We start from the raw sequence: 13,465 nt of genomic DNA, 5'->3' as shown, positions 1-13,465 counted from the left end.
CAGATACCCGGACCGCCGGCTTTACCGAACCGTGTCGCGGTAGCGTTGTGACAGCATGGGCGGGAAGGCGAGGTCGGCGTCCATGATGCGAATTGTCAAGGCCGAGGCGAGTTTTCGCAGGCGTTCGCAGCCGTCCGGCCCTATCGCCTCGTAGGGGTGGGTCGATAGTTCGTCAGTGCGGGTCTCGATCGCTGCGCGGCGCGCGGAGCCGTGGGTGCTCAGGGTGAGATCGCGATCGGTCAGCCAGTTGCGGTCGCGCAGTGCGGCCACCCCCTGGGCCCAGTCCTGTTCGGTCCAGGATCGGCTGATACGCAGGACTTCCGGCGGGATCTCGCCGGCGGCGGCGTGGGTGATCAGGGCTTCGAGGCCGCTGAGGCCCTCGGTCAGGAGGAGGGCGACGTGGCCGTCGCCGCGGAATTCTCGCAGCAGGGTCTGTGCGTGCCAGAGCACGAGATGCGGTTCGGCGGGCCATGGGAGGGCCGCGTGTGCCGCGAACAGGGGGCGTCCGTGTGCGCGTTCGCAGGCGCGTTCGGCCGCCTGCCGCGCCAGGGTGGCGGCCTCGCGTACTTCCGGCCCGTCGACGTCCACGCCCCAGGCCTGCCGCAGTGAGCGGTCGGCGGCTGCCAGCCGGGCATGGAGAATGTCGGTGGGAGCGGCGATGTTCCATGCGGCGGGCAGCACCGCGCGGACCGCCGCCGGATTGAAATTGAAGAAGGTCGCGATGGTGACCTCGGCCGGCACCGGCCCGAAAGCGGCCGAGCGGGACGCGAAATACATCATGCGCGGATCGGTGATACCCAGCTCCCGATACACCTGCGGCCCGTGCGGGCTGAAGTAGATCATGCCGTGCACCGGTTCCAGGGCGCGGTAGGTCAGTCGGGCGGTGGCGGGGGAAAGCGTGCTCACGAGATCGCTCCCATGTCTCATTGCGTGGAGGACGCCGGACCCGGCTGTCGCCGTGTGGCGCTCGCCGCGCGACGACCGGATGTGACGTGCGTCATCACATGCTTACCCGAATCCGATGTCGGCTTCAAGGGTGGAGCGGAACGGGCGAAGAACAGAAAATACCATGTGGCGCAGGCTATTTGCGTGCGCCGACGATCCGCAGCGCCAGATCCACGTAGTAGTCGCCGATCTCCTCGGGCGACAGCGGCCCGCCCTCCCGGTACCAGCGCGCGAGGTCGATGCCCAGCGAGAGCAGCGCCACCGCCGCCATGCGCGGATTCGGGTTGTCGAACACGCCCGCGTCGACCCCGCGCTCGATCAACTGCCGCATCTCGGTGTCGATGACGTGGCGGATCTCTTTGATCTCGCGCTGATGCTCGGGGCTCAGCGCGGCGAGTTCGTAGTTGATGACCCGGGCGACGGTGTGCGCGCGGGCGTGGTGAATCGCGAATTGCCGGATGACCGCGACCAACTGCTCGACCGGGTCGTCCGAAGCGGCCACCGCCTCCCGCATCCGCTCGAGCGTGTCCAGGTGCCCGGTGTGCGAAACCTGGTAGAGCAGCTCTTCCTTGGAGCGGTGGTGGACGTAGATGGCCGCCGTGCTCAGTCCCGCGATCGAGGTGATGTCGCGCGTGGTGGCGCCGTGGAAGCCGCGCTCGGCGAAAGCGGCGACCGCGGCGTCCAGTAGTCGGGCCCGCGTCTCGTCCGCGCGCGAGCGATCCTCTGATTCGGTCACCTGGACAGTCTTACATCAGAGCGCGAGCACCAGTTTTCCGGTGTTGCCGCCGGTGAACAGCAGATTCAGCGTCTCACCGAAATGCTCCACCCCACCCTGCACGACATGCTCCCGGCTCTTGATCATGCCCTCGGTCAGCCACTTCGCGATGTCGGCCACCGCCTCGCCGTAGCGGTCGGCGTAGTCGAAGACCACGAAGCCGGTCATGGACGCCCGGAACACCAGCAGCGACATGTAGCGCGACGGCCCGGGCCGCAGCTGGTCGTCGTTGTACGCCGCGATCGCCCCGCACAGCACGATGCGGGCCCCGCGACGCAGATTGGCCAGCGCCGCATCGAGAATCTCACCGCCGACATTGTCGAAGTAGATGTCGATGCCCTTCGGCGCGAGCTCCCGCAGCCGCTGCAGCACGTCCTCACCGCGGTAGTCGATCGCGGCGTCGAAACCGAATTCCTCGGTGAGCAGCCGGCACTTCTCCGCCCCGCCGGCGATCCCGATGACGGTGGCGCCCTTGGCCTTCGCGATCTGGCCGACCACACTGCCGACCGCGCCCGCCGCCGCCGAGACCACCACGGTCTCACCGGCTTTCAGCTTCCCGACCTCCAGGAGCCCGAAATACGCTGTCATGCCGGGCATTCCGAGCGCACCCAGCCAGGTCGGCCCGGGCGCGACGCCCAGGTCGACATGCTGCACGCCGCGGCCGTCACTGATCGCGTACTCGGTCACTCCGAAGGTGCCGCTCACGTTGTCGCCGACGGCGAAATCGGGGTGGGTGGATTCGACGACGGTCGCGATGTCCAGCGACCGCATCACTTCGTCCAGCCCGACCGGTGGGAGGTAGGAGCGCACATCGTTGAGCCAGCCGCGCATGGCCGGATCGAGCGAGATGAAGTCGATCTTCACCAGGATCTGCCCCGCGCCGAGCGGGGGCAGTTCCTCGGTGGTCACCTTCCAGGTGCCCACGCCGGGCAGTCCGGTGGGACGCTGGGCCAGCCGTACCTGCTGTGTCTTCGTCATGGGGATCTCCTCAGATCGCGCCCTGGTCGGGGTCGCCGGCGGGCAGCGGTTCGAAGACCTGCACGTCCGGCGGTGCCGCGAGGGCATTGGCCAGGGCCGTGCCGACTTCGCGCAGAGCCGCGCCCTGGCCGTGTTCGCGCAGCGCGTCCCGGGACGCCCACTTCTCGATCATGACAAACTGCCCGGGGTTCTTGGCATGCCGGTGCAGCGCGTAGCGCAGGCAGCCGGGCTCGGCGTGCACGGCCGGAGCGGCCGCACGCAGGGTCTTCTCGACCAGGTCTTCCTGGCCGGGCTTGGCGATCATGGTCGCGACGACGACGCAGGGATCGGCCATGGGATCCTCCTCGGAGAATGGATGGTGTCGAAACTCGTTGCGGTCAGCCGCGTTTGCCCCACTCGGGGTCGCGGCGGCGCAGTTCCCACTGCGCGATGGAACGCTTGTGCACCTCGTCCGGTCCATCGGCCAGGCGCAGGGTGCGCAGGTGGGCGTACATGCTGGCGAGCGGGAAGTCGTCGGAGACGCCACCGCCGCCGTGCACCTGGATGGCACGGTCCACGACCTTCAGCGCCACATTGGGCGCCGCCACCTTGATCGCCGCGATCTCGGTGCGAGCGGCCTTGTTGCCGACGGTGTCCATCAGGTGCGCGGCCTTGAGCGTCAGCAGGCGGGCCATATCGATCTCGATGCGGGACTCGGCGATCCAGTCCTGGATATTGGCCCGATTCGCCACCGGCTCACCGAAGGTCACGCGCGACTGCGCACGGTCGATCATCAGATCGAGGGCCCGCTCGGCCATGCCGATGGCGCGCATGCAGTGGTGGATGCGACCCGGACCCAGGCGGGCCTGGCTGATCATGAACCCGTCGCCCTCACCGGCGAGCAGCGCGGTCCTGGGCACCCGCACGTTCTCGAAGAGCACCTCGGCGTGCCCCTCGCGGTCCTGGTAGCCGAAGACCGGCAGGCCGCGCTGCACGGTCACACCCGGGGCGTCGATCGGGACCACCATCATCGACTGCTGGCGGTGTGTGGCCGCGCTGGTATCGGTCTTGCCCATGACGATGAGGACCTTGCAGTTCTTGTGCAAGGCGTTGGAGGTCCACCACTTCCGGCCGTTGAGCACGTAGTCGTCGCCGTCGCGGTCCATGCGCAGCTGGATATTGGTGGCGTCGGAACTCGCGACCGCGGGCTCGGTCATGGCGAACGCGGACCGGATCTCACCGTCCAGCAGCGGGCGCAGCCACTGCTCCTTGTGCTCGGGTGTGCCGAAGAGGGTGAGCACCTCCATGTTGCCGGTGTCGGGGGCGGCACAGTTGGTGGCCTCCGGCGCGAGATGCGCACTGCGGCCCATGATTTCGGCCAGCGGCGCGTACTCCAGGTTGGTCAGGCCCGGGCCCCACTCCGGATGCGGGTGGAAGAGGTTCCACAGCCCCCGCTTCTTGGCCTCGGTCTTGAGCTCCTCGACGATCGGCGGCTGGAAGTGCGGGTCCCCGGACTCCGCCATCTGCTCCTCGTACACCGCCTCGGCCGGGTAGACGTGCTCGTCCATGAAGGCGAGTAGATCGTCCCGGTAGCGCTGGGCCCGATCGGTCATGTCGAACATGCTCACTCCTCGAAATAGTCTGTGCCGCGCAGGCGAAACTATACTTGAACCCGGATTCAACTTTGTTTTCCGGCGGCCGAGCCGAGGTCGGCCAGTTCGGCCAGCACCGCGCGGTGCCGGCCGGGACTGCCGAGCCCGAGCTGATCGGCCTTGGCGCGCTTGAGATACAGATGCACCGGATACTCCCACGTCATGCCGATGCCGCCGTGTAATTGGAGCGCTTCTTCGGCGGATGTCACCGCGACGTCCGCGCAGTAGGCCGCGGCGACCGCGGTACCCACGGCGGCGTCGGGATCGCCCGCAGCGATCGCGCCCGCCGCGTAGCGGGCACTGGCGACCGCCGCCTCGACCTCCACGAACAGATCGGCGAGACGGTGTTTGAGCGCCTGGAATCCGCCCACCACGCGGCCGAATTGGCGGCGCATCTTCAGATAGCCGACGGTCGCCTCGAGGCACCACGCCGCGATACCCGCCTGCTCCGAGGCCAGCAGCGCCGCGCCGGTCTCCAGCGCCGTCCGCAGCGCGGCCGCTCCCCCGTCGGCCGGGACCACGAGCTGACCGGGCGCGGCGTGGACCACGACATCGGCCAGCGGCCGGGTCATATCGAGCGAGACCACCGGCGTCACCGTGGCCGCAGCCAGCGGCACGGCGTGAATCTCGGTGCCGGAGGCGGTGTCGACCGCGGCCAGCAGCACATCGGCGTCCAGGACGCCCGCGACGCTGGTCACGCTGCCGGACAGGCGGCCGTCGGCATCCTTCCGGAAGGACGGGACCGCGTCCGGCGAGGCGGCGGTGAAGGGCGCGAGCAGCGCGACCGTCGCCGCACCGTCGGCGAGCTGCCCGACCAGGTCGGAATCACCGGCGAGCAGCACGGTGGCGGCGATGACGCTGCTGGTGAGAAACGGTACGGGCGCGACGGACCGCCCCAGTTCTTCGAGCACCACCGCCGCGTCGCGAGCGGAGCCGCCCGCGCCGCCACGCTCCTCGGGGACGAGCAGTCCGGCCAGTCCCAGGTCCCGCGCCAGCGCTTTCCACAATCCCGGCGTCAGCGACCGATCGCCCGCATAGGCCCGCGCGACCGCCGCCGGATCACATTGGGCCGCAAGCAGATCGCGCACCGCGTGCCGCAGCGCCGCCTCGGTGTCGGTATCGAGCAGCAGGATGTCGTCGCTCATCGGGCCAGGTCCTTCCAGGCGGTGTCCTTGTCCCCGCGCGCCTCGGCGGGCAGGCCGAGGACCCGTTCGGCGACGATATTGCGCAGGATCTCGGACGTGCCGCCCTCGATCGAATTGCCCTTGGCGCGCAGGTAGCGGTAGCCGGGCCCGCGGCCGGCGAAGTCGACGCGGTCGGGCCGCACCATGGTCCAGTCGTCGTAGCGCAGGCCGTCCTCGCCGAGGATCTCCAGTTCGAGACCGGTCAGCTGCTGGTTGGACCGCGCGAAAGCCAGTTTGAGCGCGGAACTTTCGGGCCCCGGCTGACCGGCGGAGGTCCGCTGCCGCATGCGCGCGGCGGCCAGCCGCCCGGCTTCGGCCTCGACCCACAGCCGCAGCAGCCGGTCGTGCAGTTCCGGCGTGTGCCGGTCCGGATTCTCCCGCCAGGTGCGGGTGACCGCGGCGAGCACACCGCTCTCCCGCGGCACCGCGCGCCCGCCGATGGCCGCCCGCTCGTTGTTGAGGGTGGTGGTGGCGACGCGCCAGCCCTCCCCCACCCCGCCGAGGCGCTGGGCGTCGGGGATGCGGACGTCGGTGAGGAAGACCTCGTTGAACTCGGCCTCGCCGGTGATCTGGCGCAGCGGCCGCACCTCGACGCCGGGATGGCGCATATCGCAGATGAAGAAGGACAGGCCCGCGTGCTTGGGGCGGTCCGGGTCGGTGCGCGCGAGCAGGATCGCCAGATCGGCCTTGTGGGCCACCGACGTCCACACCTTCTGCCCGTTGACGATCCAGTCCCCACCGTCGCGGACGGCCCGGGTGCCGACCGCCGCCAGGTCCGATCCGGCGCCCGGCTCACTGAACAGCTGGCACCAGATCTCCTCGCCGGTCCACAGCGGACGCAGGTAGCGCTGCCGCTGTTCCGGGGTGCCGTGGATGGCGATGGTGGGCGCCGCCATCCCGAGGCCGATGCCGTTGAGTTCGGCCTGATGACCCGGAGCTCCCGCCTGTTCGAACAGCTCGTCGACGAACAGCTGGAGGTCGCGGTCGGCGCCGCGGCCGCCCAGCCCGACAGGGAAGTACACCCAGGCCAGGCCGGCGTCGAAGCGGGCGCGGTGGAAGGTCACCGGGTCGGTGGTGGCCGGATCATGCTCGGCCAGCAGGGATTCCACCCGCCGGCGCAGGTCGTCGCGAACCGTATCGCTCATCGGTCGTGCTCCTTCGTCTCAGGGCACCAGCAGGGAGACGGCTTCGGCGACGCAGGCCGGTTTGGCCGCACCGTCGATCTCCACGGTGACCCGGCTGACCGCCTGGAACCCCATGCTCGCCGGCGTCAGCGACACCAGTTCCACCCCGGCGCGCAGCCGCGAGCCCACCGGGACCGGGGACGGGAAGCGAACCTTGTTGGCCCCGTAGTTGACTCCCATCGACAGCCCCTCGACGGTGTACACGCTCGCGGTGAGCATGGGCAGCAGCGACAGGGTGAGGAAGCCGTGCGCGATGGTCGTCCCGAACGGACCGGCGGCGGCCCGTTCCGGATCGATGTGGATCCACTGGTGATCGCCGGTCGCGTCGGCGAACCGGTCGATCTGCTCCTGGGTCACGGTGTGCCAGTCGCTGTAGCCGAGATGGGTGCCGACTGCCTTCTCCAGTTCGGGCAGCCCCTGGAATACCCGCATTGTTCGCGTCCTTCCGTTCGATTCCGTTGCGCGACTAGTTCTTCGGCCCGCCGGCCACGTAGATGACCTGTCCCGACACGAATCCCGCGCCCTCGCTGGCCAGGAACGACACCGTGTGCGCGATGTCCTCGGGCTTGCCGGAGCGGGCCACCGGGATGGTGGAGATGACCGCCTGCCGGAAGTCGTCGAACGAGACGCCCATGCGCTCGGCGGTGGCCTGGGTCATCTCGGTTTCGATGAAGCCCGGTGCGACGGCATTGGCGGTGACGCCGAACTTGCCGAGCTCGAAGGCGAGGGTCTTGGTGAAGCCCTGCAATCCGGCCTTGGCGGCCGAGTAGTTGGCCTGGCCGCGATTGCCCAGCGCCGAGGTGCTGGACAGGCTGACGATGCGGCCGAAGCCCTGCTCGATCATGTGGCGCTGGACCGCCCGCGTGCACAGGAACGCGCCGCGCAGGTGCACGCCCATGACCGCGTCCCAATCCGCGACGCTCATCTTGAAAAGCAGGTTGTCGCGCAGGATGCCCGCATTGTTGACCAGCACCGTGGGCGCGCCCAACTCGGCGGCCACCCGGTCCACGGCCGCGGTCACGGCCTGCTCGTCGGACACGTCCGCGCCGACGGCGAGGGCGCGGCCGCCGGCCGCCTCGATCTCCGCGACGACCGGTTTGCAGGCCTGCTCGTCGAGATCCAGGACGGCGACGGCCATTCCGTCGTCCGCCAGTCGCCGTGCGATCGCGGCGCCGATGCCCCGCGCCGCGCCGGTCACGACCGCTACCCGCGGTGTCTGCGTGCTCACGATGTTCTCCTCTGTGGTGCGATCAGGTCGGTGTCGATCAGGCCGAGGGCGTGCAGACCACGCGCCCGACGGTCTTGCCGTCGGCGAGGCGCTGGACGCCATCGGCGATGTCCGCCAAGTCGAGTCGTTCGCTGACCAGGGGGCGGATCGCGCCCGCGGTGGCCAGCCGGGTCAGCTCGCGGTGGCAGTCGGCGACCGCGGCCGGGTCGTAGGCGTTGTAGAGCCCCCAGTGCAGGCCGACGATCGAATAGTTCTTGACCAGTGCGTGATTCAGTGCGGCGCTCTGGATGTCGCCGCCCGCGAAGCCGACGACCAGGATGCGGCCCTCGAAGGCGATGCACTTGGTCGAGCGGGTGTAGGTGTCGCCGCCGACCGGGTCGTAGACGACGTCGGCGCCGCGATTGTCCGTGACCCGCTTGACGACCTCGACGAAATCCTCACTCCTGCGGTCGATCACGATGTCGGCGCCGAGCGCGCGGGCGTACTCGGCCTTCTCGGGCCCGCCCACCACGCCGATGACGCGGGCCCCGGCCGCCTTGCCGAGCTGGACGGCGGCACTGCCGACCCCGCCCGCGGCCGCGTGCACCAGCAGGGTCTCCCCCGCCTGCAGCGCGGCACGGCGATGCAGTCCGAACCATCCCGTCTGGTAACCGATGAACAGTGACGCGGCCTCCGCATCGTCCAAAGCGGTCGGCGCGGTGAAGGTCTGGGCCGCCTCCAGGACCGCGTACTCGGCGAAACCGCCGTACGGCAGCGAGCTGCCGCCGAGCACGCGGTCACCGACCGCGATCCCGGTGACCTCGCCACCCGCGGCCACGACCTCCCCGCACAGCTCGACACCGGGCGTGAACGGCAGCGGCGGCTTCACCTGGTACAGGCCGCGGCACATGAGCACGTCGGGGAAGTTCGCCGCCGCGCCGGTGACCTGCACGACCACCTGACGTGGGCCGGGTTCGGGGCGCTCCACGGTGTCGAGCCGCATCACCTGTGCAGGCTCGCCCAGTTCGTGGACCCGCCAGGCCCGCATGTCCGCCACTCTAGACGCCCCCGGTCAGCGTGAGGCCGCCGTCCACCACGAGCAGCTGGCCGGTGAGCCAGGCCGCGTCCGCGGAGAGCAGGAAGGCGACCACGCTGCCGATGTCCTCGGGCACGCCCAGCCGCTTGAGCGGGTAGGCGGCGGCGATCTGCTCCTCGCGGCCCTCGTAGAGCGCGGTGGCGAACTTCGTCTTCACCACCGCCGGCGCGACGGCGTTGACGCGGATGTCCGGGCCGAGTTCGACCGCGAGTTCCTGGGTGATGTGGGTCAGCATCGCCTTGCTGGAACCGTAGAAACCGATGCCGGGCGCGGGCTTGAGCCCGGCGACCGAGGAGACGTTCACGACCGCGCCGCCATGGTCCTTCATCCACGCCCGGTAGGCGTGCTGCACCCACGACAGGGCGGCAAGGCAGTTGACCTCCACGATCTTTCGGGCCGCGTCGAGATCGAGCTCCACCATCGGCCCGAACACCGGATTGATCCCGGTGTTGTTCACCAGCAGGTCGGCACTTCCGAAGGTCTCGACTGCCCGCTCGAGGGTCTCGGCCTGATGCGCGGCATCGTCGGCGCGCCCCGCCACGGCCAGCGCCTTCGACGGCCCGCCCAGCGCCGCGACGGCCTCGTCGAGCGCCTCCTGCTTGCGGGCGGTGATCACGACCTTGGCGCCCTCGTCCACCAGGCGCTGCGCGATACCGAGGCCGATACCCCGGCTGGCGCCGGTGACAATGGCGGTCTTGCCTTCGAATCTGTTCACGGACAGGTCCTTTCAGGTCGCCCGTGGCCACGGCGGTCTCGCGCCGCGACCCGGGGCCGACCCCGAGCGGGGAACTTACTAAGCGCTTATTTTCTTCCGCCACCTTGCGCCAAACTCCCGTCGCGGTCAATACCGCCGAGGGGGTCGAATTCCTGTGATACGGCACACAGTGCGCTCGAAAGCCGAGGTCATGCAGGAGAAAACGACACGAACTCGAACCCGGATTCATATTGTCGGACCCTCGCGGCAGCTACCGCCACGATCCGCGCAGGCGGGGTCGCGAGCCATCAGGCGGGGTCGCGAGCTATCAGGCGGGTCGCTAGCTATTCGGACTTCACCTGCAGGGCATTGACCCACAGCTGGGTCAGGGTGCCGACCAGCTTCTCGAAGGCGATGCGCTGGTGCTGGACGAAGACCATGTAGGCCATACGGCTGACCATCACCGACAGCGCCTGAGCGGTGATCAGCGGATCGAGATCCGCGCTGGCCTGCCCGGATTCCTGCAGTTCGCGGATCATCCTGGCATTGCGCTGGATGAAGGCACGGTTGCGTTCCAGGCGCAGCGCGCGGAAGTTCTCGTTGATCTGGGTGACCTCTTCGAACACCCCCATCAGGCGCGCATTGCGCTTGTAGGCCAGCAGGTATTCCCGGTTGGCGGCCTCGACGAGCTCGCGCGGGTCGGTGACGCCGGTGCGGGCCCGCACGTGCGGGTGCAGCATTTCCTCCTGCACCTCCTCGACGACGGCGGTGAAGATCTCTTCCTTGCTGTCGAAGTAGGTGTAGAACGAGCCGGCGGCAGCGCCCGCGGCCTTGGAGATGTCGGCAATCCTGGCGTCGAGGTAGCCGTCGCGTTCGAACACCTCGCGCGCCCCGGCGATGAGGGCGGCACGGGTGCGCTCTCCGCGCTTGGTGCGCGGGGGCACCCGGCGAGGCGCGGCCTGGCGGTCGATGGGTTCGGACGTCACGGCGGATCACTCACTCGGTCACGGGGACGGCTGCCGATTGCCACCGTATCACCGCGCATACCAGCACATATCGTCCCACGCCGACGGCCTTCGACCCGCTCGCTCGCGCGGCCGGAACGACGGCCGACCGTCATTGAAGTTGACACCGGATTCAGATATGGTCGCGCACAGGGTCGTGACGCCGCTCACTCCGACCCCGTCTCATCCGACCTCTACATAACTGGATGTTCCATGACAAATGTCGCCGACCGTATCTGGCAGCACGCGTCCGAACGCCCCGACGCCATTGCGTTGCGCCACCTGGACGACACCCTCTCCTACGCCGAGCTGGCCCGCCGCAGTGCGGCCTTCGGCGGCCGGCTCACCGAATCCGGTGTCGCGGTGGGAGATCGCGTGTTGCTGGTGGCGCCGACCGTGCCGGAGTTCGTGATCGCCTACCTGGGCGCCCAACTGATCGGAGCCGTCGCCATTCCGGTGAACACCATGGCGACCGCACCCGAAATCGGTTATGTGCTCGATGATTCCGGCGCCCGGTATGCCATCGCCTGGCATCTGGCCCGCACCGCGGCCGAGCAGGCCGCCGCCGAGCGCGGTATCCCGGTGCAGGTGCTCGAACCCGGTGCGCACGCCTCCCCCGCCCAGCCGACCGCCGAACCGGTCCGGCGCGAACCCGACGACACCGCGATCCTGCTCTACACCTCGGGCACCACGGGCAAACCGAAGGGCGTGGAGCTCACCGTCGCCAATCTGATCGAGACCGCTCGTATTTTCATCGATCAGCTGCGACTCACACCCGAGGAACGCTTCGGCACCGGGCTGCCGCTGTTCCACGTGTTCGGGCAGGCGGTGTGCCTGATCACCACCCTGCACGCGGGCAGTTCGTTCTCCATGGTGTCGCCGTTCGTCCCCGGGGCAATGATCGAGACGATCCGCGATCACCGGCTCACCGTGGTGGCGGGCGTGCCGACCATGTGGAATGCCATGCTGCACAGCGCCGGCGACTACGGTCCGGAGGATTTCGCGAGCCTGCGGCTGGCCTGCTCGGGTGGCGCGTCGCTGCCCGCGGAGGTGATCCGGTCCTTCACGGAACGTTTCGGCTGCACCATTCTCGAGGGCTACGGGCTCACCGAGTCCAGCGGGGCCGCGACCTACAACCCCCTGGATCGCGAGCAGCGGGCCGGGTCGGTGGGTACCGCACTGCCCGGCACGTCGATCGAGGTGCGAGATCCGGAGGGCACGGTGCTGCCCGCCGACACGGTCGGTGAGCTGTTCATGCGCGGGCCCAGCGTGATGAAGGGGTACTGGCAGCGGCCCGACGCGACGGCGGCCGATCTGTCCGGCGGCTGGCTGCGCACCGGCGATCTGGGCCGCGTCGACGCCGACGGCTACGTCTACATCGTCGACCGCGCAAAGGATCTCATCATTCGCGGCGGGTACAACGTGTATCCACGCGAGGTCGAGGAGGTGCTCTACGAGCACCCCGGCATTGTCGAGGTGGCGGTGATCGGCCTGCCCGACGACCACTACGGCGAGGAGGTGGGCGCGGTGGTGGCCACCGCGCCCGGCGTCCAACTCGATGCCGGGGAGCTGCGCGCCTGGGCCAAGGAGCGCCTGTCCGCCTACAAGGTGCCGCACCGCTTCGCCTTCACCGACCAGCTGCCCAAGGGCGCGACCGGCAAGATCCTCAAGCGCGCCATCGACCCGAACCTGTTCACAGACAAGGCATCCCGATGAGCATCGTCCCCGCCGTCACCGGCACCGTCGATTCCAGCGAGCTGGGCCGGGTGCTGGTGCACGAGCACGTCTTCGTGCTCGGCGAGGAGTACCGGCAGAACTACGCCGACTGGGATGAGCAGGCCCGCGTCGACGACGCCGTGAAGCAGCTCGACGAGCTGAAATCGCTTGGCATCGATACCATCCTGGACCCGACCGTGCTGGGGCTGGGCCGCTACATCCCCCGCATCCAGCAGATCGCGGCCCGCACCGAGCTGAATATCGTCGTTGCCACCGGCATCTACACCTACAACGACCTGCCGTTCCAATTCCATTACAACGGACCGGGTTTGATGATGGACATGCCCGAGCCCATGGTGGAGCTGTTCGTCAAGGACCTCACCGAGGGCATCGCCGGGACCGGGGTGCGCGCGGGATTCCTCAAGTGCGCCATCGAGGAACCCGGGCTGACTCCGGGTGTGGAGCGGGTGATGCGGGCGGTCGGTCAGGCGGCGGTGCGAACGGGAGCGCCGATCACCGTGCACACCAACCCGCACACCCGGTCCGGGCTGGTGGCCCAGCGGGTGCTGCGGGAGGAGGGCGCGGACCTGACCCGAGTGGTGATCGGCCACTCCGGTGATTCCACCGATCTGGACTACCTCGCCGAATTGGCCGATGCGGGCTCCTATCTCGGCATGGACCGCTTCGGCATCGACGTGCTGCTGCCGTTCGAGGACCGCGTGAACACCATCGTGGAGCTCGTCCGCCGCGGCTACCGCGACAAGATCGTCATCGCCCACGACGCCGCCTGTTTCATGGACTGGTTCGATCCGGCCGCCAAGGCCCAGATCGCCCCGAAGTGGAACTACCGCCACATCAGCGAGGATGTCCTCCCCGCCCTCCTCGCCAAGGGCCTCACCGAGGACGATATCGACACCATCCTGGTGCGGAACCCCCGCCGCTACTTCGAGAAATGACGGTGTGGGCTGCCCCCGGGGGTCTCCCTGGGGGTGGACAACCCCCCACCAAAGGGTGGTGGGGGGGGGGGAGGGGGGGGTCACCCCGGGGTCCA

14 protein-coding genes are annotated in these 13,465 nt (G+C 69.1%); 2 read left to right on the top strand and 12 right to left on the bottom strand.

The features are described from left to right. Window positions 1–21 precede the first annotated feature (21 nt). From ACFXN1_RS35060 to ACFXN1_RS35005, 12 genes are all read right to left on the bottom strand, one after another. Window positions 22–906, bottom strand: coding sequence for a hypothetical protein (locus ACFXN1_RS35060; protein WP_379438353.1), 885 nt, complete (start codon window positions 904–906; stop codon window positions 22–24). Between the two features lie 175 nt (window positions 907–1,081). Next, complete coding sequence (locus ACFXN1_RS35055; RefSeq protein WP_379385909.1) at window positions 1,082–1,681, bottom strand: TetR family transcriptional regulator; 600 nt, start codon at window positions 1,679–1,681, stop codon at window positions 1,082–1,084. 15 nt (window positions 1,682–1,696) lie between these two features. After that, window positions 1,697–2,698 carry an NADP-dependent oxidoreductase gene (locus tag ACFXN1_RS35050; RefSeq protein WP_379438354.1) on the bottom strand — a complete coding sequence of 334 codons (1,002 nt, stop codon included), beginning with the start codon at window positions 2,696–2,698 and terminating at the stop codon, window positions 1,697–1,699. 10 nt (window positions 2,699–2,708) lie between these two features. Then, window positions 2,709–3,032 carry a putative quinol monooxygenase gene (locus ACFXN1_RS35045; RefSeq protein WP_379385604.1) on the bottom strand — a complete coding sequence of 108 codons (324 nt, stop codon included), beginning with the start codon at window positions 3,030–3,032 and terminating at the stop codon, window positions 2,709–2,711. A 43-nt stretch (window positions 3,033–3,075) separates the two neighbouring features. Continuing rightward, window positions 3,076–4,305, bottom strand: a complete 1,230-nt coding sequence (locus tag ACFXN1_RS35040; RefSeq protein ID WP_379395339.1) for an acyl-CoA dehydrogenase family protein — start codon at window positions 4,303–4,305, stop codon at window positions 3,076–3,078. A gap of 50 nt (window positions 4,306–4,355) precedes the next feature. After that, the gene (locus ACFXN1_RS35035) at window positions 4,356–5,474 is read right to left on the bottom strand and encodes an acyl-CoA dehydrogenase family protein (protein WP_379438356.1); all 1,119 of its coding nucleotides are present in this window, start codon (window positions 5,472–5,474) and stop codon (window positions 4,356–4,358) included. Continuing rightward, window positions 5,471–6,658 (bottom strand): acyl-CoA dehydrogenase family protein, encoded by a 1,188-nt coding sequence (locus ACFXN1_RS35030; RefSeq protein ID WP_379438357.1) that lies wholly within the window; start codon window positions 6,656–6,658, stop codon window positions 5,471–5,473. Before ACFXN1_RS35030 ends, ACFXN1_RS35035 begins: the two co-directional genes overlap by 4 nt. A gap of 18 nt (window positions 6,659–6,676) precedes the next feature. Continuing rightward, on the bottom strand, window positions 6,677–7,129 hold the full coding sequence (locus ACFXN1_RS35025; protein ID WP_379385610.1) for a MaoC family dehydratase: 453 nt from the start codon (window positions 7,127–7,129) through the stop codon (window positions 6,677–6,679). A gap of 34 nt (window positions 7,130–7,163) precedes the next feature. Then, window positions 7,164–7,925 carry a 3-oxoacyl-ACP reductase FabG gene (fabG, locus tag ACFXN1_RS35020; RefSeq protein WP_379395345.1) on the bottom strand — a complete coding sequence of 254 codons (762 nt, stop codon included), beginning with the start codon at window positions 7,923–7,925 and terminating at the stop codon, window positions 7,164–7,166. Between the two features lie 37 nt (window positions 7,926–7,962). Continuing rightward, window positions 7,963–8,952: an NADPH:quinone oxidoreductase family protein gene (locus ACFXN1_RS35015; RefSeq protein WP_379438359.1), complete on the bottom strand. Its 990-nt coding sequence runs from the start codon at window positions 8,950–8,952 to the stop codon at window positions 7,963–7,965. Between the two features lie 10 nt (window positions 8,953–8,962). After that, window positions 8,963–9,715, bottom strand: coding sequence for an SDR family oxidoreductase (locus tag ACFXN1_RS35010; protein ID WP_379395348.1), 753 nt, complete (start codon window positions 9,713–9,715; stop codon window positions 8,963–8,965). 323 nt (window positions 9,716–10,038) lie between these two features. Continuing rightward, the gene (locus tag ACFXN1_RS35005; RefSeq protein ID WP_379395350.1) at window positions 10,039–10,680 is read right to left on the bottom strand and encodes a TetR/AcrR family transcriptional regulator; all 642 of its coding nucleotides are present in this window, start codon (window positions 10,678–10,680) and stop codon (window positions 10,039–10,041) included. 231 nt (window positions 10,681–10,911) lie between these two features. Between ACFXN1_RS35005 and ACFXN1_RS35000 the strand changes: the two genes are divergently transcribed. Both ACFXN1_RS35000 and ACFXN1_RS34995 read left to right on the top strand, forming a co-directional pair. Continuing rightward, window positions 10,912–12,414: a long-chain fatty acid--CoA ligase gene (locus ACFXN1_RS35000; RefSeq protein WP_379438360.1), complete on the top strand. Its 1,503-nt coding sequence runs from the start codon at window positions 10,912–10,914 to the stop codon at window positions 12,412–12,414. After that, complete coding sequence (locus ACFXN1_RS34995; protein ID WP_379438362.1) at window positions 12,411–13,370, top strand: phosphotriesterase; 960 nt, start codon at window positions 12,411–12,413, stop codon at window positions 13,368–13,370. Before ACFXN1_RS35000 ends, ACFXN1_RS34995 begins: the two co-directional genes overlap by 4 nt. Window positions 13,371–13,465: the final 95 nt, after the last annotated feature.

The organism is Nocardia sp. NPDC059154 (assembly GCF_042755705.1).
Lineage (GTDB): Bacteria > Actinomycetota > Actinomycetes > Mycobacteriales > Mycobacteriaceae > Nocardia.
This window is presented reverse-complemented; position numbering and strand designations above follow the sequence as displayed.

Coding starts and splice junctions, on each gene's coding strand:
- ACFXN1_RS35050 (WP_379438354.1), bottom strand. CDS start 2,698: ATGACGAAGACACAGCAGGTACGGCTGGCCCAGCGTCCCACCGGACTG.
- ACFXN1_RS35045 (WP_379385604.1), bottom strand. CDS start 3,032: ATGGCCGATCCCTGCGTCGTCGTCGCGACCATGATCGCCAAGCCCGGC.
- ACFXN1_RS35035 (WP_379438356.1), bottom strand. CDS start 5,474: ATGAGCGACGACATCCTGCTGCTCGATACCGACACCGAGGCGGCGCTG.
- ACFXN1_RS35030 (WP_379438357.1), bottom strand. CDS start 6,658: ATGAGCGATACGGTTCGCGACGACCTGCGCCGGCGGGTGGAATCCCTG.
- ACFXN1_RS35025 (WP_379385610.1), bottom strand. CDS start 7,129: ATGCGGGTATTCCAGGGGCTGCCCGAACTGGAGAAGGCAGTCGGCACC.
- ACFXN1_RS35015 (WP_379438359.1), bottom strand. CDS start 8,952: ATGCGGGCCTGGCGGGTCCACGAACTGGGCGAGCCTGCACAGGTGATG.
- ACFXN1_RS35000 (WP_379438360.1), top strand. CDS start 10,912: ATGACAAATGTCGCCGACCGTATCTGGCAGCACGCGTCCGAACGCCCC.
- ACFXN1_RS34995 (WP_379438362.1), top strand. CDS start 12,411: ATGAGCATCGTCCCCGCCGTCACCGGCACCGTCGATTCCAGCGAGCTG.